Source organism: Butyrivibrio hungatei DSM 14810, assembly GCF_900143205.1.
In the GTDB taxonomy this organism is placed as follows: domain Bacteria; phylum Bacillota; class Clostridia; order Lachnospirales; family Lachnospiraceae; genus Butyrivibrio; species Butyrivibrio hungatei.
The window spans coordinates 44,123-63,759 of record NZ_FRDH01000008.1 but is presented as its reverse complement, the minus strand read 5'-3'; the positions used below and the strand labels follow the sequence as shown (position 1 = coordinate 63,759).

Annotated in this window: 15 protein-coding genes; 14 read left to right on the top strand and 1 reads right to left on the bottom strand. The window is 38.4% G+C overall.

What is annotated here, in order from left to right; genetic code table 11:
* The 11 genes from BUA02_RS10350 (at nt 1) to trpS (ending at nt 11,824) form a co-directional block, all read left to right on the top strand.
* Nucleotides 1–399, top strand: a complete 399-nt coding sequence (locus BUA02_RS10350) for a hypothetical protein (protein WP_072703709.1) — start codon at nt 1–3, stop codon at nt 397–399.
* Nucleotides 400–540: 141 nt separating this feature from the next.
* On the top strand, nt 541–900 hold the full coding sequence (locus BUA02_RS10345) for an ArsR/SmtB family transcription factor (RefSeq protein ID WP_072703706.1): 360 nt from the start codon (nt 541–543) through the stop codon (nt 898–900).
* A 35-nt stretch (nt 901–935) separates the two neighbouring features.
* Nucleotides 936–1,154, top strand: coding sequence for a cation transporter (locus tag BUA02_RS10340; RefSeq protein WP_072703703.1), 219 nt, complete (start codon nt 936–938; stop codon nt 1,152–1,154).
* 22 nt (nt 1,155–1,176) lie between these two features.
* Entirely contained in the window at nt 1,177–3,072 is a 1,896-nt protein-coding gene (locus tag BUA02_RS10335; protein ID WP_072703700.1) for a heavy metal translocating P-type ATPase, read from the top strand.
* A gap of 4 nt (nt 3,073–3,076) precedes the next feature.
* Complete coding sequence (locus BUA02_RS10330; protein WP_072703697.1) at nt 3,077–5,017, top strand: serine hydrolase domain-containing protein; 1,941 nt, start codon at nt 3,077–3,079, stop codon at nt 5,015–5,017.
* Nucleotides 5,018–5,856: 839 nt separating this feature from the next.
* Complete coding sequence (locus tag BUA02_RS10325; protein WP_083386078.1) at nt 5,857–6,687, top strand: purine-nucleoside phosphorylase; 831 nt, start codon at nt 5,857–5,859, stop codon at nt 6,685–6,687.
* Between the two features lie 21 nt (nt 6,688–6,708).
* Nucleotides 6,709–8,013: an amidohydrolase gene (locus BUA02_RS10320; protein WP_072703694.1), complete on the top strand. Its 1,305-nt coding sequence runs from the start codon at nt 6,709–6,711 to the stop codon at nt 8,011–8,013.
* 3 nt (nt 8,014–8,016) lie between these two features.
* Complete coding sequence (locus tag BUA02_RS10315) at nt 8,017–9,690, top strand: MutS-related protein (protein WP_072703691.1); 1,674 nt, start codon at nt 8,017–8,019, stop codon at nt 9,688–9,690.
* Complete coding sequence (gene rnhA / locus BUA02_RS10310; protein ID WP_071176029.1) at nt 9,690–10,184, top strand: ribonuclease HI; 495 nt, start codon at nt 9,690–9,692, stop codon at nt 10,182–10,184. Before BUA02_RS10315 ends, rnhA begins: the two co-directional genes overlap by 1 nt.
* A gap of 16 nt (nt 10,185–10,200) precedes the next feature.
* Nucleotides 10,201–10,833, top strand: coding sequence for a metallophosphoesterase (locus tag BUA02_RS10305; protein WP_072703688.1), 633 nt, complete (start codon nt 10,201–10,203; stop codon nt 10,831–10,833).
* Nucleotides 10,823–11,824: a tryptophan--tRNA ligase gene (gene trpS, locus BUA02_RS10300; RefSeq protein WP_072703685.1), complete on the top strand. Its 1,002-nt coding sequence runs from the start codon at nt 10,823–10,825 to the stop codon at nt 11,822–11,824. The genes BUA02_RS10305 and trpS overlap by 11 nt, the downstream gene beginning before the upstream one ends.
* Nucleotides 11,825–11,910: 86 nt before the next feature.
* Here trpS and fsa read toward each other — a convergent pair whose 3' ends face one another.
* The gene (gene fsa, locus BUA02_RS10295) at nt 11,911–12,564 is read right to left on the bottom strand and encodes a fructose-6-phosphate aldolase (protein WP_072703683.1); all 654 of its coding nucleotides are present in this window, start codon (nt 12,562–12,564) and stop codon (nt 11,911–11,913) included.
* A 285-nt stretch (nt 12,565–12,849) separates the two neighbouring features.
* Between fsa and BUA02_RS10290 the strand changes: the two genes are divergently transcribed.
* The 3 genes from BUA02_RS10290 to BUA02_RS10280 all read left to right on the top strand — a co-directional run bounded on the left by BUA02_RS10290 (nt 12,850) and on the right by BUA02_RS10280 (nt 19,635).
* Nucleotides 12,850–17,388 carry an MSCRAMM family protein gene (locus BUA02_RS10290; protein ID WP_072703680.1) on the top strand — a complete coding sequence of 1,513 codons (4,539 nt, stop codon included), beginning with the start codon at nt 12,850–12,852 and terminating at the stop codon, nt 17,386–17,388.
* Nucleotides 17,375–17,989, top strand: a complete 615-nt coding sequence (locus BUA02_RS10285) for a class D sortase (protein WP_178297649.1) — start codon at nt 17,375–17,377, stop codon at nt 17,987–17,989. Before BUA02_RS10290 ends, BUA02_RS10285 begins: the two co-directional genes overlap by 14 nt.
* A gap of 92 nt (nt 17,990–18,081) precedes the next feature.
* Nucleotides 18,082–19,635, top strand: a complete 1,554-nt coding sequence (locus BUA02_RS10280; RefSeq protein ID WP_072703677.1) for a sodium:solute symporter family protein — start codon at nt 18,082–18,084, stop codon at nt 19,633–19,635.
* Nucleotides 19,636–19,637: the final 2 nt, after the last annotated feature.

The following is a 19,637-nucleotide window of genomic DNA, read 5'->3' as shown; positions in this document are numbered from 1 at the left end:
ATGAATTCTAAAGATTTTACTTATGAGCTTATAAGTAAATATGAAAAGTTAACAGGGCAAACCCTTTCAACCGATGATATAGGTTTCTATCTTACTGAGATCATTGATGAAAAGGGGAATGCCCTTTTTGAATTGCAGCTAACTAAAAGACAGGCAGCCAGAATATGCTATGAATTTATGAAAAATGCTCTTAAACTAAAGGATGAAGACTGGAAGGATGCTGGAAAGCTTAAAGACATCTATTCCTGTAAGGTCTGTGCTAATCCTATTGCACAGTGTTACGTAAGAGGAATCATATTGCCTCTTAGAGAAGACTTATTTGGAAGTGATGATATCATTGGAACCGATGAAGCAAAAATGATAGTTAATAAAATAATGGTTCTAGTTCAAGAAATATAAGTGCTCCAATTATTTTTTAAACAAAGTGTTGACAAATAATTGGAGTAGTTTTATATTGAACATATGAACAGTCATTCATATGTTCAAATCAAAAAATGAAACTTGTATTTGGAATATGCATTTACTTAGGAGGTAAGAGATATGGCACTTAATGATGTTGAACACTGCGACGTGCACCATTGCCACAGCAATATTGTGCTGAAGGTTCATAGAGAACTTCCAAGTGAAGATGAATTATATGATCTTGCAGAGCTGTTTAAAGTATTTGGTGATTCCACCAGGATCAAGATATTGTTTGCTTTATTTGAGTCAGAAATGTGCGTTTGTGATATAGCTGAATCATTGGAAATGACGCAATCAGCAATATCGCATCAGCTCAAGATCTTAAAACAGAGCAAGCTCGTAGGTAACAGACGAGAAGGTAAACAGGTTGTTTATTTCCTTGCAGATGATCATGTCAGAACTATTATCGATCAGGGACTTAATCATATTGAAGAGTAAATTTTTAAAGCCGATCACGGCGGAAAGGATAAGTTATGAAAAAGACATTTAAGTGTGAGGTTGATTGTGCAAACTGTGCAGCAAAGATGGAGGAAGCAGTTAAGAAGATCAGTGGCGTTGATAATGCCAGAGTTAACTTTATGACTCAGAAATTTACTTTAGAGGCTGCTGAGGAAGTATTTGATAAGGTTTTAGATGAAGCTGTTAAGGCTTGTAAAAAGGTTGAGCCAGATTGCGAGATCGAACTTGCCTAACTTATTTTAGAGGTTTATGGCTATGACAAAGAAACAGAAAAAAGTTAGAAATAGAATACTAATAGTTCTTGCTCTATTTATTATCTTACTTATTTGTGACAAGACTGGGCTTTTTGATAAGATGCCTGAGCTTGTAAGATTTGTTTTATATCTGATCCCATACATCATCATTGGCTATGATGTTATCAGAAAGGCTGCTATCAACATAAGCCACGGACAGGTCTTTGATGAGAATTTCCTTATGATGATCGCTACATTTGGAGCTTTTGGAATCAGAGAGTATTCAGAAGCCCTTGCAGTAATGCTCTTTTATCAGGTAGGCGAGCTGTTCCAGAGCTACGCTGTTGGTAAGTCAAGACAGTCAATTACTGAGATGATGAGCATAGCTCCTGAGTTTGCCAATATTGTATCAGATGATGGACAGGTAAAAGAAGTAGATCCTGAGGAAGTTAGTATTGGCGACGTGCTTCTTATCAGAGCAGGAGAAAAGATTCCTGTAGATGCTGAGGTTGTAGAGGGGGATTCCTTTATAGATACAGCAGCTCTTACTGGTGAGTCAGTTCCTCGAAGAGTTGCAGTGGGAGACCAGGTTATCAGCGGATGTGTAAATGGTGAGGGTGTTCTAAAGGTCAGAGCTACCAAGGTTTATGAAGACTCTACTGTTGCCAAGATCTTAGAGCTTGTTGAAAATGCAAGTAATAAGAAGTCCAGAATGGAGAACTTTATCACACGGTTTGCCAAGTACTACACACCTGTAGTTACTATTGGAGCAGTGCTTCTTGCAGTACTTCCTCCACTTTTTGGTCAGATGGCATTTTCAGATAGTATCAGAAGAGCCTGCGTATTTCTAATAGTTTCTTGTCCTTGTGCTCTTGTTATTTCTGTTCCTCTTGGTTTCTTTGGAGGAATTGGAGCAGCATCAAAGATTGGTGTCCTTGTTAAAGGAAGTAACTATCTCGAGGCAGTATCCAAGGCAAGTACAGTAGTGTTTGACAAGACAGGAACACTTACAAAGGGTGAATTCAAGGTTACCTCAGTAACTCCTTATGAAAATGCTGTTACAGCTGATGAGCTTTTAAAGATTGCTGCGTTTGGTGAAGCTGTTTCTAATCACCCTATTGCAAGATCTATAGTTACTGCTTATCAGGAAAAATTCGGTGAAGCAGCCTTAAAGGATATGCTTTCAGATGCTAGTTCCAAAGAACTTGCTGGTCATGGTCTTGTTTCAACCTATGAAGGCAAGGAACTTCTCTTAGGTAATGCCAAGTTAATGTCCGATGAAGGAATCTCTTTTGACCTGGCAAAAGAAGTTGGAACAGCAGTATATGTAGCTCTTGATAAGAAATTTATAGGTTCGATCGTTATATCAGATGTCATTAAGTCTGAGGCAAAGGAAGCCATCAGTCTTATGAAGAAGGTTGGCGTAAAGAATACAGTAATGCTTACTGGAGACAGAAAAGAGACTGCTCTTGATGTGGCTTCTAAGATAGGCATAGATACTGTAGAATCTGAGCTTCTTCCAGCTGACAAGGTTGCAAAAGTTGAAAAATTACTCACATCAGAGGATAATGATAATAAACTTGTATTTGTGGGTGATGGTATCAACGATGCTCCTGTTCTCATGAGAGCAGATGTAGGAATTGCCATGGGGTCACTTGGAAGTGACGCTGCAATCGAAGCTGCAGACATCGTTATCATGGATGATGACATCAGAAAAATTTCAAAGATCATCAAGATTGCCCGCAAGACTATCACAATCGTGAAGGAAAATATCGTATTTGCTCTGGCTGTTAAACTACTTATTCTTGTACTTGGAGCACTTGGTATTGCTTCTATGTGGCTTGCAGTATTTGGAGATGTTGGAGTAGCGGTTTTGGCTATCCTAAATTCCATGAGAGCATTGCGTCTTGAGAGGTAAGAAAATGGCTAATGCAGGACTTGACGTTGGAGAACTTCTTTTAAAGCTTATGACCAGGGAAACTGGTGAGATCAGTAAGGTTGACTATAAACCTCAGAAACCTGAGTTTTCTAGTAACCCTTTACCTGGTGAGGAAGCGTTATTAAGGAAGTCACCTGAATCACAGGGCGTCAGTTCTGCATTTTTTACTGGTCTAATAAGAGAACTTTCTGAAAACAAGGAATGTAATATGCATAAGATCATGTTTTTAAGGCATGGTTATGTGGTTGCGGAATGTTCTTTTGAGCCATATGTGATGGATACCTGGCATGTATCATATTCTATGTGTAAGAGTATTGTTGGCATGGCTATAGGTATCCTGGTTGATGAAGGAAAGCTTTCAATCACAGATAAGCTTTCAGATATCTTTAGTTCTAGAATGGGACCACTTGGTCTTTTCAAAAAGGCTGTAACAGTTCAGAATCTCCTAAATATGAGCAGCGGCGTTTCATTTAACGAAGCCGGTGCCATAAGCGGAAATGACTGGAGAAAGAGCTATCTTAGTTCGAACTTTAATTTTGAACCCGGATCAAAGTTTGAGTATAACAGCATGAATACTTATATGCTGTCTGCCATAGTTACTGAGATTACAGGTGAGTCTTTATTTGAATTCTGTAAAAAAAGAATATTTGATCCTATGGGCATTAAGAGAGTCTTTTGGGAGAGCTGCCCACAGGGTATTACAAAAGGCGGTTGGGGCCTGTTTATGCGTATTGAGGATATGGCTAAAATGGGACAGCTTTATCTTCAGAAGGGCATGTGGCACGGAACTCAGATCGTACCTGCTCAGTGGGTAGTGGAATCTACCTCATGGCAGATAGAAACAGGTCAGAACGATAATGAGCATTATGGCTACCAGCTTTGGATAAATGATGATAGACCTGGATCATATGCATATAATGGTATGCTTGGACAAAACGTCTTTGTATATCCGGATATAGATATGGTAGTTGTCACAAATGCTGGTAATTCTGATATTTTCCAGACTTCACTTATGGCAGTTACCATAAGAAAAGCCATGAAATCTGATATAAAAACTAGTCTTGTTCCTTTGGATGATGACTTTGCAGCTTTATCAGAGCTTAAAGCTATCTGTAAGTCAGTAAGCGGAAGAACCAAGGATTTTCCAGTGATAAGTAGCGGAGGCTACAAGAAAAAGAGTATTTCTATGACCTGTGGAAGTACAAGGAGAGTAAAGCTGTCTCATGACAATAAGAGAGGATGTTTTAGAGCATCACTTGATACTTATAATCTTAGAAATGAGAACCAGCTCTTAAGTAAATGGCTTACTAAGCTGGATGGCCTTTTTTATGACCTTGATGTAACGGGTGTTGGCATTTTTCCACTTATGATGCAGGTTGTACATAACAACTTTACTGATGGCATGTACAAAATAGGCTTTAGGAAAGGAGCCAATAACTCATTTTACATTGATATCTTCGAAGGCACTGATATTTACTCTCTTCGATGCGGCTTTGGAGGTAAGAGATATAAGAGCTTGATCAATATGCATGGGGAAAAATACATAGTGTCGATGGCTTCTATGTGCACCACAGATGAATATAACAGATTCGTTATCAGAAATGAGGTCTATTTCCTAGAAGAAGCCTGCTCAAGGACTTTCAATATTTATTTTAGTGATGATTCTGTAGACAGGATCGACAGAAAGGGCACTTTTATCCATCCTTCAGTTCCATCGGGGATTGAGCTTAGGCTCTTTGAGACACCAGGCACTGATATGCTGATAGATACGATGAAAAATATAGCACCTGAAGGAATTACAGGAGTTCAGGGTGTTATCTTTTCAAAGATCGTCAAGGGTGGTATGAAAGAGGTACTTGAGGAAGCTGTTAAGAATACTATTCAGCCTGTAATTCATGGAAAGTTGTTACCATTCACAGTTTAGGGATATCCGCTGGCTGGTTCACTGGGGCCGCGCCCTACCTCTGCCTAGTTAAGCTCAGTGGGGCCGCCAGCCTGAAGTTTATTTTTGTTCATCCTTCGGATTTTTATGTTCATGGGGCCTGATTTCATCCTTGAAATTCCTTGAAACAAACTCGTCTTTTATGCACATTTTTGTCTGTAAAGTTTTGGGTTTGAACGATTGTCAAGAAAACGCCATTTTCTTATGCTCATAAGCAGTTTTTGACACGCATGCGGTTTGCGTTGTTTGAAGCAGGGCGGTAAGAATTTATAATAAGTGGTCACGCCCGCTTTTTGCGGGCTTTGTTAACAGGATTAAGAGGTGATTTTTCATGCTAGCTTGGGGGGTCGTCTCTTTTTCTGTTATTGGAGCGTAGCTCTTATGACCACTTATTATAAATTCCGCCCTGCAAGTCTGTAGCAAGAGCATGCGTATTAAACAAAAACTGCATGAGCATATAGAAAAGTATCGTTTTCTTGATGAGGGCAAAACAAAACTTTACAGCAAAAATGGCATAAAAGACTCAGACAGTGTTTCAAAAACGGAATTTCAAGGATGAAATCAGGCCCTCATGAACAAAGAAAAATCCTCAGAGATTCACAAATAATAAACTTCAGGCTGGTGGCCCCACTGAGCTTAACTAGGCAGAGGTAGGGCGCGGCCCCAGTGAACCAGCCAGCGGCTATCCCCAAACTGTGAATGGTAACAGAAAGTTAAGCTCATGAATACTAAATAAGTGATTTTTATGGTATGATAACAAGGTCGGAAATATGTATATTTTCGGCCTTGTTTTTCATTTTATTATAGAAAGGGTGATCATAATGGCTAATAAAGTTTATGAAAAGCTTGTAAGTTGTAAAGAGGAGATCAGAAAGAGAACTGATTTTGTGCCTGACGTGGCATTGGTTCTTGGATCTGGTCTTGGTAACTACGCTGATAATATAAAGATTGAAACTGAAATTGAATATAAGGATATTCCAGGTTTTCCAGTTTCTACAGTTCCTGGACACGCAGGAAAGTTTATCTTTGGATATGTTGGAGATACTAAGGTTGTATGCATGAAGGGAAGAGTCCACTTCTATGAAGGCTATGACATTAGTGATGTTGTTCTTCCAGCAAGACTTATGGGAATGCTTGGAGCCAAGATTCTTTTCCTTACAAATGCTTCAGGCGGACTTGGCAAGGGATTTAAGGCTGGAGATCTTATGCTTATTACAGATCATGTTTCAGTATTTGCTCCAAATCCGCTTATTGGTGCAAATCTTGATGAACTTGGTCCTAGATTCCCTGATATGTCAAATGTTTACAAAAAGGATCTTCAGGAAGTCATCAGAGAAACAGCAAAAGAGAACGGAATAGACCTTAAGGAAGGCGTTTATTGCCAGCTTACAGGTCCTTCATTTGAGTCACCTGCTGAGATCAGACTTCTTGCAGGACTTGGAGTTTCAGCTGTTGGCATGAGTACTGTAAATGAGGCTATTGCTGCAAATCACATGGGACTTAGAGTCTGCGGCGTTTCTTGCATCAGTAATCTTGCTGCTGGTCTTTCAGACAATCCACTTTCACATGAAGAAGTTCAGGAAGCAGCTGATAAGGCAGCACCTCTTTTCACAAAGCTTGTGACAGAGTCTATCAAGCGCTTTAAATTATAATAATTTTTTATGGGAGTAGGTATGAGATATCGTTTTTTTAACGCCAGAGTACTTACTATGGAGCCTGGCAGGGACATTTTTAATGGGGAAGTTTGGGTTGTTTCAGACAGGATCAAATTTTCCGGGACTGAAGAGGAAGCTAGTACATATTGTGAGAGTCATCCCGATGAGATGCTTGTCTGGGATGAGGAGATTGACTGCAAAGGAAATCTCTTAATGCCTGGTTTTAAGAATGCGCATACTCATTCAGCTATGACACTTATGAGGTCCAGTGCTGATGATCTGCCACTTTCTGATTGGCTGAATAAACAGATATTCCCAATTGAAGCCAATATGACAGCGGAAGATATCTATGAACTTTCTAAGATATCTATTTTGGAGTATTTGACTAGTGGTATCACTGCTGCTTTCGAGATGTACCTTACTCCTTTTTCTGTAGCAGATGCTTTTAGAGACTGCGGATTTAGATGCGTACAGACTAGCTGTGTAAATAACTTTAGTCAGTCAGTAGAACTTTTGGAAAAATACTACAATGAGCTCAATGGAAGAGATGAGTTTAATTCGTTTATTCTTGGAGTTCATGCAGAATATACGTGTTCAAAAGAGCTTTTAGAAAAGTGTGCAGAACTTGTTCATAAGTACAAGGCTCCATTCTGGGCTCATATTCAGGAGACAGAATCTGAGACTAAGGAGTGTATGGATAGATACGGCATGACTCCTATAGAGTTTTTTGATTCCCTTGGACTATTTGACTACGGCGGAGGTGGTTACCACCTTGTTTGGACTAGTGACAAAGACAGAGAGATCATGAAAAAGAGAGGCCTTTATGCTGTTACTAATCCAGGGTCAAATACAAAGCTTGCTAGTGGTATCGCTCCTATAAAGGAATATCTTGAATGTGGCATTCCTGTAGCTATTGGTACTGATGGACCTGCAAGTAATAACTGTCTTGATATGTTTAGAGAAATGTTCCTTGTGACAGGTCTTGCTAAACTTAAGAATATGGACGCATCTTGCATTGATGCCGCAGAAGTACTTAAGATGGCAACTGTTAATGGCGCAAGATGTATGGGACTAAATGATGCAGACTACCTTACAGAAGGCAAGCTTGCGGATATGATCATGATCGATATGTCACAGCCTAACATGCAGCCTATTAACAACATAGTTAAAAACCTTGTTTATAGCGGCAGTAAGAGTAATGTCCTTATGACTATGATTGGCGGAGTTATCCGTTATCAGAACGGAAAATTTAACATTGGTGAAGAGCCTTTTGAGATCTATGAGAAGGCTGAAAAAATAAAGAAAAGGATATACGACTTATAAAGTATGGAAAGTATAATTTTTTTAAGTGTGCTTGTTGGTATTTCATTTATTGCATACATTTTAGGAATACGTGATCAGAAAAATTCTGAGAGATATCTTTTAAACAAACTTAAAAAGAACTTTGGTGAGGCACCTAACAGAGAGTACAAGGCTGATGAGATTGATCATCTTTGTGGTTATTTCAAAGCCCATAAAGAAGAATTTCAGATTGATGATACTACCTGGAATGACCTTAACATGGACGGCGTTTTTGCCAGAATGAATTACTGTTTAAGTGCCAGTGGTGAGGAATATCTTTATTATCTTCTAAGATCTCCAAAGACAGATGATGATTTTGAAGAGCTCGAAAAAAAGGTTGAGTACTTCAGAACCCATGATGAAGATAGAAGAAAGCTTCAGCTTATATTTTCAAAGATAGGAAGACAGATCAGATATTCTATCTACGATTATATTGATTATCTTGATGATGTAACAAGCTTTAGTAACAGAGAGCATTATTTGATGCTTTTGATTATTGCTATTACAATTCCAGTTTGTTTTATCAACTTTAAGATAGGCTTTATTTCTTTTATTTTGGCAGTTGCATTTAACGTTGCAAGATATTTTAAAGTTAAGGGTGATATTGATCCTTATCTTGCTTCTTACAGATACATCATGAGAGTCATCAACACTGTGGCTTATTTTGAAAAGCTAGATATGGAGATTATCTCTGATGATGTGGCAGATATGAAAGAGGCAGGCAAGAAGCTTAGTTCTATTACAAAGGGATCATATATTTTGATGTCTCCAAATCGAATGAATTCCAGTGGGAATCCTGCTGATCTTATGCTTGATTACATCAGGATGGCAACACACATTGATCTTATCAAGTTTAACCAGATGTACAAGCAGATCATGAAGAACAGAGATGAACTTGACAAGGTTATTACTATCACAGGTAAGATTGAAAGCTTTATTTCTATAGCTTGCTTTAGAGAGAGCTTTAAGGATTATTATTGCATTCCTGAATTTGCTGATGGAATTTATGAGGCGAAAGAGCTACTTCATCCACTTATCGAAGACGCAGTTGCTAACAGCATCTCAACTGATAAGGGAGTTCTTATTACAGGATCAAATGCGTCTGGTAAGTCAACTTTCCTTAAATGCTGTGGAATCAATTCACTACTTGCTCAAACTATTCATACTGTTCTTGCTAAGAGCTATAAAGCGCCTCTTTATCTTATCTATTCATCTATGGCACTTAATGATAATATCTTTGAAGGCGACAGCTACTACATTGTAGAGATCAAGTCTATAAAGAGGATTCTTGATGCAGCAGCAAATGCTCACAAGAAGGTGCTGTGTTTTGTAGATGAGGTTCTAAGAGGAACTAACACTATTGAAAGAATCGCAGCTTCAACTGAGATCCTTAAGACCTTTGCGGTTAATGATGTGACATGCTTTGCTGCAACACATGATATCGAGCTTACAACTCTTTTGAAAAATGAATTTGGTATTTATCACTTCGAAGGAAATGTAACGGATAACGATGTTCACTTTGATTACACTATCAAGGAAGGTCCTGCAACAACAAGAAATGCTATTAAGCTTTTAGGCGTTCTGGGTTATGATGACAAGATCGTTCATAATGCTCAAATACTTGCAGATAATTTCCTTGCAACAGGAGTTTGGAAATAATGAAGGTTGAGTTATATTCTGATGGTTCAGCCAGGGGAAACCCTGATGGACCAGGCGGATTTGGAACAATCCTTAGAGTCGTTGATTCTAAAGGTGAGGTTCATGAAAAAGAGATAAGCGCTGGTTTTGATAAGACCACAAATAACAGGATGGAGCTTCTTGGAGTTATCAAAGGCCTGGAGAGTCTTAACAGACCATGTGAAGTCTTTGTTTATTCTGATTCCCAGTATGTTATCAAGGCATTTACTGATAACTGGATCAGTGGTTGGATCAAAAAAGGCTGGAAAACAGCAAGTAAGCAGCCAGTTAAAAACGTCGATCTCTGGAAAAGGTTACTTCAGGCTACAGAGCCCCATAAGATAACCTGGAACTGGGTCAAGGGACATGCTGGCCATCCGGAAAATGAGAGATGTGATGAGCTTGCCACAACAGCTGCTGATCAGGATGTGTCGCTTTTATATCATGATGATGGCGGCGACCTTAGAGTAATATGATTGACGAGGATTTATATTGATATACTACATTGCGGATTGCCATTTTTTTCATGGTGCACTTAATGATAGGATGGATAAGAGAGGCTTTGAAAGCGTAGAAGCAATGAATGACTATATGCTTACAAAGTGGAACAATAAGGTTACGAATGCAGATACAGTTGTTATTCTGGGTGACCTTTCTCTTGGAAAGGTTGATGAGACCAACGAGCTTATACATAAGCTCAAAGGAAAACTTTGTCTCATAACTGGTAATCATGACAAATACATCAAATCAGCTGATTTCGATGCTTCAAGATTTGAATGGATAGAAGATTATAAGGAGATAACTGATTCTCAAAAGAAAGTAATCTGTAGTCATTATCCAATTCCGTTTTATGATGGACAGTATAGACTTCGTCATAACGGTGATCCCAAGACTTACATGTTATATGGTCATGTACATGAGACAAGAGATGAAGTTCTTATGAAAAAAATCATTGAGATGATAAAGACTACGCCTTATAATCCTATTGGAAGCACACATGAAAGTTATATTCCCTGCAATATGATAAATTGTTTTTGCAAAAGATCTGATTATACGCCACTTACACTTATGGAGTGGATCAAGTTAAATAAAGCAATAGAGGAGAATTCTGATTATGGAAAATGAAAAGAAGATTATGCTTTCAGGAATTCAGCCAAGTGGGGACCTTCACCTTGGTAATTATCTTGGAGCGATCAAAAATTGGGCGGATAGAGTTAACGAATTTGAATGCTATTATTTCATGGCAGATATGCATACAATAACAGTTCGTCAGGATCCTAAGGAGCTTCGTCGTCGTTCACTTGAGATGCTTGCTCTTTACATTGCATCAGGCCTTGATCCTGAGAAGAACACATTGTTCCTACAGTCACATGTACCTGCACACGCACAGCTTGGATGGGTTCTTGATTGTTATACAATGTTTGGTGAGCTTTCACGTATGACACAGTTCAAGGATAAGTCAGAAAAGCACAAGGATAACATCAATGCAGGTCTTTTCACATATCCTTCTCTTATGGCTGCTGATATCTTACTTTATCAGCCACACTATGTACCAGTTGGTGAGGATCAGAAGCAGCACGTAGAGCTTACAAGAAATATCGCAGAGAGATTCAACAATATTTACGGTGATGTATTCCGTATTCCTGAACCATATATCGCTAAGACAGGAGCTCGTATCTATGGCCTTACAACACCAGGTTCCAAGATGAGCAAGTCTGAGCCAAACGGTTGCGTATTCCTTATGGATGAGGACGATGTCATTATGAAGAAGTTCAAGAGAGCAGTTACAGACTCAGATACAGAGAACTGTGTAAGCTATGATAAGGAAAATAAGCCTGGTGTAGCAAACCTTATGAACATTTATTCAACTATCACAGGCAAGAACTTTGAAGAGATTGAAAAAGAGTTTGAAGGAAAGGGCTATGGTGTATTCAAACCTGCTGTAGGCGAAGCTGTAATTGATACCATTGCACCAATCCGTGAGGAAGCTAAGAGACTTATTGCTGACAAAGCATATCTTGAAGGCGTTTACAAAGAGGGTGCAGAAAGAGCTTCATATATTGCAAACAAGACTCTTCGTAAGGTTTATAAGAAGATTGGATTCTATCAGTTATAATTTGGTTAGTTCCTGTAAAAAAAGCTCCTTGTAGTATTTTACACTACAAGGAGCTTTAATTATTTAGCGTATTTCAAAAAAATGAATTATTCACCAAATACTGCAAGATAGTCCTTCTGGAATTTCTCAATACCTGCATCTGTAAGTGGGTGATGTGTCATCTGCTCAATTACTTTGTAAGGAACAGTTGCGATATCAGCACCTGCAAGTGCGCAGTCTGTAACGTGCATAGGATGACGGATACTAGCAGCGATGATCTCTGTCTGGATGTTGTGAATGTTGAAGATCTCTGCAACTTCTGAGATAAGATCTGTTCCACGAACGCTGATGTCATCAAGTCTTCCAAGGAATGGACTTACATATGCAGCGCCTGCTCTTGCGCAAAAAAGAGCCTGGTTGGCTGTGAAGATAAGAGTCATGTTAACCTTGATACCTTCGCTTGAAAGAACCTTACAAGCCTTAAGACCTTCAACTGTCATAGGAATCTTAACTACCATGTTCTTGTGAAGTTTAGCAATTTCTCTACCTTCTGCGATCATGCCTTCTGCATCAACTGTAGTAGCCTTAACTTCGCCGCTGATTGGTCCGTCAACGATAGAAGCAATCTCTTTAACTACTTCATATACGTCACGACCTTCCTTAGCGATAAGTGAAGGGTTTGTTGTTACACCGCAGATAACTCCCATGTCATTTGCTTTTTTGATTTCTTCAATGTTGGCTGTGTCTACAAAAAACTTCATTTTTACTTACTCCTTTTGACTTAATTTATATGCTTTTTAAGCAAATTTTGTACTTTTGTTTATTACTTTGCCTAGAATATGATAGCACTTATGAATTTGGAAATATATTTGCATATTGCTTATTTTCGCTCACTTAATGCTATGTGAGTATTCACAGTTTTGTCACATATTAAACACAGAATGTTTAGATATACTTATTGCTGTTATATGGTGATTTGCTTATCATATTATTGAAATAAAATGTAGACTTAATATCATTACATGATTGCTCAAGGGGAAGGCATAATGAAAAGTATATCAAGAATCTTTATAAGTCTGGTGCTTTGCATTAATTTGCTTGGCACTGGTTTTTTATCGTATGCAGAAAATTTAGATAATGAGGACTTTGCAGACGATGTCTATACTACATCTGATGAACCAGGTTTTACAGCATCTACTGATGAAGATGATGATCTGTGGGAGACTATTCCAACTGAGGATAAGGATAAAGTAGAAAATAAGGACAATACTGATAATAAAGAAAATGTCACATCTGATGATAAGAAGGCTGATGATGAGCAAGCTTTGATTGGAAATGAAGATGAGACTTTAGATGATGACCCTGAAACATCTCTTAATTTTTCAACATTTAATCTAGGATCATCAGGGGCATTAGATCCAGCACTTCTTGGAGAATCAAAGATTGTAGTTCCTGGGAAATCTACACCTACGGATGCAGATCTTTTATCGTCTGTCACAATGACCATAAATGGTAAGAATGTAACTGATATAGAAGCTCTTTCTCTTGACGATGTTATCACAGTTAATTACCAGTTAAAGAGTCCTATTGGTGTAAATTATAGTGATGAGGATATAGCGGCTGATAGTGAGCCAGCTCCTGTTTATGTAACAAAGGGAGAGGTTTTCTATTTTGATACACCAAACGTCGGCTTTGATTACAGCGGTATTTCTATTCCTACACTAACATGTAATGGAAATGATTTTGCAACTGTTGAGTTTGAAGGCGGTAAGATCAAGCTCACAATTGTAGATGAAGAGTATGAAAAGAATGAAAATGCTCAGTTCGGCTTTCAGTTTACTCTTAACAAAGTGGCAGATGCATACAAAAATCAATCTGAGATAGACCTTAAGATCGGTGATAGAGACGTTCTTGTAAAGGTATCTGAAAACCAGCCTAAGGCACCAAGCTTAAATAAGACTGGTACTTATGATAATGCTAATGATGTTATCAACTGGACGGTTAATATTGACAGAGACGCTAATGCAATTTCCTATGCTAACGGCTTTAAATTCGTTGATACTTTTGCTGGGGAGCAGGTCTATGTTGATGGCTCTTTTAAGGTGAATGACACAGCAGTTACCGATGGACTTAATGTTTCAACTAGTTCCATAGAGTATGCTGTACCAGCAGCAACTACAGATTCAGATATAGTCATCAAATATCAGACTAAGCCAACTGCTGACTTCATGAAGGATTCTTTTAAAGATAATACTTCAGGTGGCAAGACTATCAAATTCTCAAATAGTGCCAAGATCCTTGATGATGCTGATAAAGAGATTGCAACAGATAACGCTACTGTTCCTGTTACTAAGGAGTACAATCAGTGGATAAAGAAGGAAGGCGGAGAGATCGACCTTTCAACTGGTAGAGCAAACTGGACTGTGACTATTGATACTAATAACTACGGCCTAAAGAACCTCAAGCTTTACGATAAGTTTGATACAGATAATGAAACTACTATGGAGCTTGTAAGTGGAAGCCTTTCTATTGACGGACCTGCAGGCACATTAGAGGGCGCAGGAAGCGGATATGATTTCTGTGTTTCTTTTGGTAATGTTTCAAATGCAGGTACTATCAAGGTTTCTTATACTACACAGATCAAAGAGTTTGAAGAGTTTCAGAAGACTAATAGAAAAGTTCCAGAAAACAAGGCATGGATCTCATATGAAGACGAAGATGGAACAGAAGTATTTACCAAGAATGTTGGAGTTGGTATAACAGGTCTTTCTGTAAAAGCTGGTATTCACAAGGAATATACTGCTTATGATTCAAAGACTCATCAGATCACCTGGACCGTAACAGCAAACAAGAATAAGATGCCTATCACTGATATTACTATCAAAGACGTTTTACCAGCTGATCAAAAGCTTATTGAGATCAATAACATCAAGATAAGTGACGGAACAACTCTTCCTGATGTGACTTCTTTTGCTGACCCGAATGAATATTCAATTGTTTTTGATGATAAGCTTAATGGCAATAGCGTTACATTTAACGTTGTGTCTGAGATAGTTGATAAGAACTTCTGGGCAAATAATAAGTCTCAGGCTTTTTCTAATAAAGCTGAGATATATACAGGCGATAAACTACTTGCTCAGGATACAGCATCCAAGACACTTACAAGTACAGTTATCACAAAGACTTCAGGTTCATACAACTATGATACTCATGAGATCGAATACAAGATAGTTGTTAACGAAAATAAGATGGCCATGAAGAGTGTTACCGTTACTGATGAACTTATCAAAGCTGGTGTAGAGCTTGTTGATGGTTCACTTAAGATAAATGGAAGCGCAGCCAGTGGTTACACCTATAAAAATGGCGTTTTGACAATAGACCTTGGAGATATTGCTGCTGGTGATGATTCCAAGAAGACTATTACCTTTAGCGTTAAGGTTAAAGATGAGCTGATATTAGGTCTTAAGAATAATGAGTCCACTCAGATAAAGAATGAGGCAACAGTTAAGTTTGATGATAACGCAGCAGGTCTTTCTTCAAACTGCACTACACCTATTAAAAACGTTATTCTTTCCAAGAAGGGTAAGATAAATCCTTCGACAGGACTAGTTGATTATACTGTTTACTTAAACTATGGAAAACAGGAAATTCCAGCTGGAACAGTACTTAGAGATACTCTTGGCGCAAGTTTTGAATTTATCTCTGATTCAATTCATCTTTATGAATGCACAGTTGATCCATCAACCGGAGATCTATCTGCAACATCTACTGAGGTGCCTTCTAAAGTAACTGTAGAAAAAGATGGCGACAAGACAAGAATTGATATTAAGCTTACTAGTGGCACAAATAAAGCCTGCGTACTTGTTTACTCAGCAAGTATGGAGGATAAGTCACTTAATGACTTTACTAATGATGTGAAGCTTATTGGCTTCCAGGAAAATGAGGATATTTCCTCAAATTGCAGCTTCTCTGCAAGTGAATTTAGTTCAGTTAATAACTCATCTTCAACAAGACTTGTTATCACCAAAAAAGACTTTGAAGACGGATCTCTTTTACCAGGTGCTACATTCCAGATCCTTGATGCAGATAAAAAGGTAATTGCTGAAGTAACAACTAACTCAAAGGGTCAGGCAAGACTTGTAAATAAGCTTGTTAAAGGCAATACCTATTACCTTAGAGAAACAAAGGCTCCAGAAGGATATCAGGTTAATAAAGACGATATCGAAGTTGTATTTAACAAGAATTCTCTTGAAGCTACTGTAACAAACAAAAAGCTTGAAGCTGAAGTTAAGATTGACCTTCAGGATACAGCAAATAAGGGACTTTCTGGCGGTACTTTGGAAGTTACCAGAAATTCTGATAATAAGAAAATAACAACAGAAAACACTGATGGAACAGCTAAGACTACAGCTGTTAACTATGATGTTGAATATACTTTAAAAGAAACTAAGACTCCTACAGGTTATGAGCACGGAGATGACGTTGTATTTAAAGTTACAAAAGAGGGTGACAAGGACGTTGTCAAAGTAAAGCAGGATGATACTTTTGTATCTTTGTCAGATAATACTGTTATCATCAAAAACGTTAAGAAAGACAGCTACGAGCTTAAGATAAATGATCTTTCTGACAAACAGTCTGAAAAGCTTACAGGAGCAACACTTGTAGTTAGTAAAAATGCTGATGGTTCAGATCCTATTGCTACATGGAATACAGACGGAACCAATAAGTCAGTAGAGCTCAATGAAGGCGAGTATTACATAGTTCAGAAGGATGCTCCAAAGGGCTTTATTAAAGCAGATGCAATGAAGATCAAGATTGCAAAAGACGGAAATAAATTAAAGCTCTTTTCATGGAATGGTTCAAGCTATACACCAGTAGATAGTAATCTTTTAAGCGTTGTTAATAAGGTTGATACATCCAAGAAGAGTGGCATTTCTGTTGAAGGACTTGGACCTGATGGAAATCCTTTAGATGGAACAAAGGTTACTGTTAGCGTGCTTGAAGGGGGCTTGGCTGGAGATCCTCTTGCAACAGGAATTGTTCCAAATGATTCTACTAATGGAACTGCAAATGTTAACTATCAGACCAAATACATTGCGGTTCAGGATGAGGTTCCAGAAGGCTACCTTAAGGCTGACCCTATCATATTTAAGATTGATAGTGACGGAAATATATGGACTTTGAATGCAGATGGTTCCTTTACAAATACTGGAAGCAAGAAGCTTGTATTTAAGAATAAGCTGATTCCAAAATCAAATCCTTCAAATGGCTCATCTTCAAATGGTGGTGAGTCTGGATCAGGGGATGGTAATGGTTCAGGAAGCGGCTCTGATTCACAGAGCTCAAGCGGTGGTGCTACAACAACTGCCGCTAATACAAATGCTCAGGCTGTGAAGAAGCCTATAGATATGAGCGCTCTTCCAGATGTTCTTGGCGAGTATCTTGGCGATGAAGATGAAAGCGGTGCACCTAGACTTGCTAAGACTGCAGGATTCTTTGGAACTGTTTTATCCTATGCATTTGGACTTATCATGCTTTTATTTGGCATGTATCTATGTTTTGGTAAAAAGAATGAAAAGAAATAAATTTGTTAGATTCCTAGGCTTTGTTCTAATGGTAATTGGTGTCATTGTAATTGTGACATCAATTACCGTTAATACCTTCCAGTATCTTACAAAACAAGAAGCTATAAGTTCATTTAATGAAGCTGGTAGCTGGGAAAAGATAGAAGATACGAAGGATATAGTTTCAAATGAAGATGTACCTTCTGAAGCTGAAAAAACTTCCTTTGATTCCAAGATAAACTATCTTGTCAGGATACCAAAGATAGATTCAGTTGAGCCTGTAAGTGAGGGAACGTCAAAGGAAGCTCTTGCTAATTCCCTTGGACATGATACTTCAACAGCATATCCAGGAGAAAAGGGTAACTGCGTAATTGCAGGACACAGAAACTATACCTTTGGAAAGTTTTTTAACAGACTTGATGAAGTTGAGATAGGTGACATGATCTATGTTGATACTCATGAAGAGACTTATACCTACAAGGTAAAAGAAATAAAGGTCGTGGAGCCAGAAGATGTAAGTATCTTGGATAATACTGAAGAAGAGATACTTACTCTTTATACCTGCACACCTATTTATATAGCTACTCACAGACTTGTTGTGATTGCTGAAAGAGTTGAATAAAAAGTACATTTAGCCTCGCAATTTTGTTGACTAACCTGATTTAAAGCATTAAAGTATTAAAGAGGGTTATTTCAAAATTGGGAGGTTTTACTATGCTTATCAAAGTTCTTCTTTTACTGGTCTTTTTTGCTGTAATGCTGACTATCGGCTTTATCTGCAGAAAGAACTCGACAGATGTTAACGGTTTTGTATTGGGCGGAAGAGCTGTTGGTCCTTGGGTTACAGCTTTTGCTTATGGAACAAGCTATTTCTCAGCTGTAGTATTTGTGGGCTATGCCGGACAGTTTGGCTGGAAATACGGTATTGCTGCCACATGGGCTGGAATTGGAAATGCGCTACTTGGCTCACTTCTTGCATGGGTTGTTCTTGGAAGACGTACCAGGATCATGACTCAGCACCTTGATTCAGCTACTATGCCTCAGTTCTTTGCGGCGCGCTTTGGAGGTAAATCTCTTAAGATTGCAGCATCAGTAATTACCTTTATCTTTCTTATTCCTTATACAGCATCTCTTTATAACGGATTATCCAGGCTTTTTGGAATGGCCTTTAATATTGATTACTCTGTATGCGTTATCGTTATGGCTGTTTTAACCGGTATTTATGTTATTGCAGGTGGATATATGGCTACGGCAATAAATGACTTCATTCAGGGTATCATAATGCTTATAGGCATATCTGCAGTTGTAATATCTGTATTAAATAGTCAGGGCGGTTTCATGGCTTCGCTAAACGGTCTTGCAGCTATTACTGATGAGAGCGTATCTAGTGCTCCTGGAGTCTTTGCTTCATTCTTTGGACCAGATCCAGTTAATCTTCTTGGAGTTGTTATCCTTACTTCTCTTGGAACCTGGGGACTTCCACAGATGGTTCAGAAGTTCTATGCAATTAAGAGCGAAAAGGCTATAGCTAAGGGAACAGTGGTTTCTACAATATTTGCCTTTGTGGTTGCTGGCGGATGCTATTTCCTTGGAGGCTTTGGAAGACTCTTTTCCGATAGGATAGATATTGCAGCAAACGGCTATGACAGCGTTATTCCTACAATGCTTTCAGGTCTTCCTGATATTTTGATCGCCATGGTAGTTGTACTTGTGCTATCTGCTTCAATGTCTACGCTTTCATCACTGGTTCTTACAAGTAGTTCCACACTTACACTAGATCTTTTAAAGGGACATGTGGTAAAAGACATGAACGAAAAGAAACAGCTCCTTATTATGAGAGCGCTGATCGTTGTATTTGTTGCAATTTCTGTGGTGATCGCTATTGTTCAGTATAGACAGAATGTCACATTTATAGCTCAGCTTATGGGAGTATCCTGGGGAGCTCTTGCAGGAGCTTTTCTTGCGCCGTTTCTTTATGGTCTTTATTGGAAAAAGACTACAAAGACAGGCGTTTGGTGCAGCTTTATCTTTTCAACTCTTTTAATGCTTGCAAATATGTTTATCAGACCAAGTTTTCCTAAACTTTTACAGTCTCCAATAAACGCTGGAGCCTTCTGTATGCTGGCAGGCCTGATCATCGTACCTTTAGTGTCTTTGGTTACCAAAAAGCCTGATAAAGAGCTGGTTGACAATGCTTTTGCATGCTATGATAAAGAAGTTATGGTGCATCAGAGCACATCTCTTTCTGATGATGAAACAGTAGCATAAGG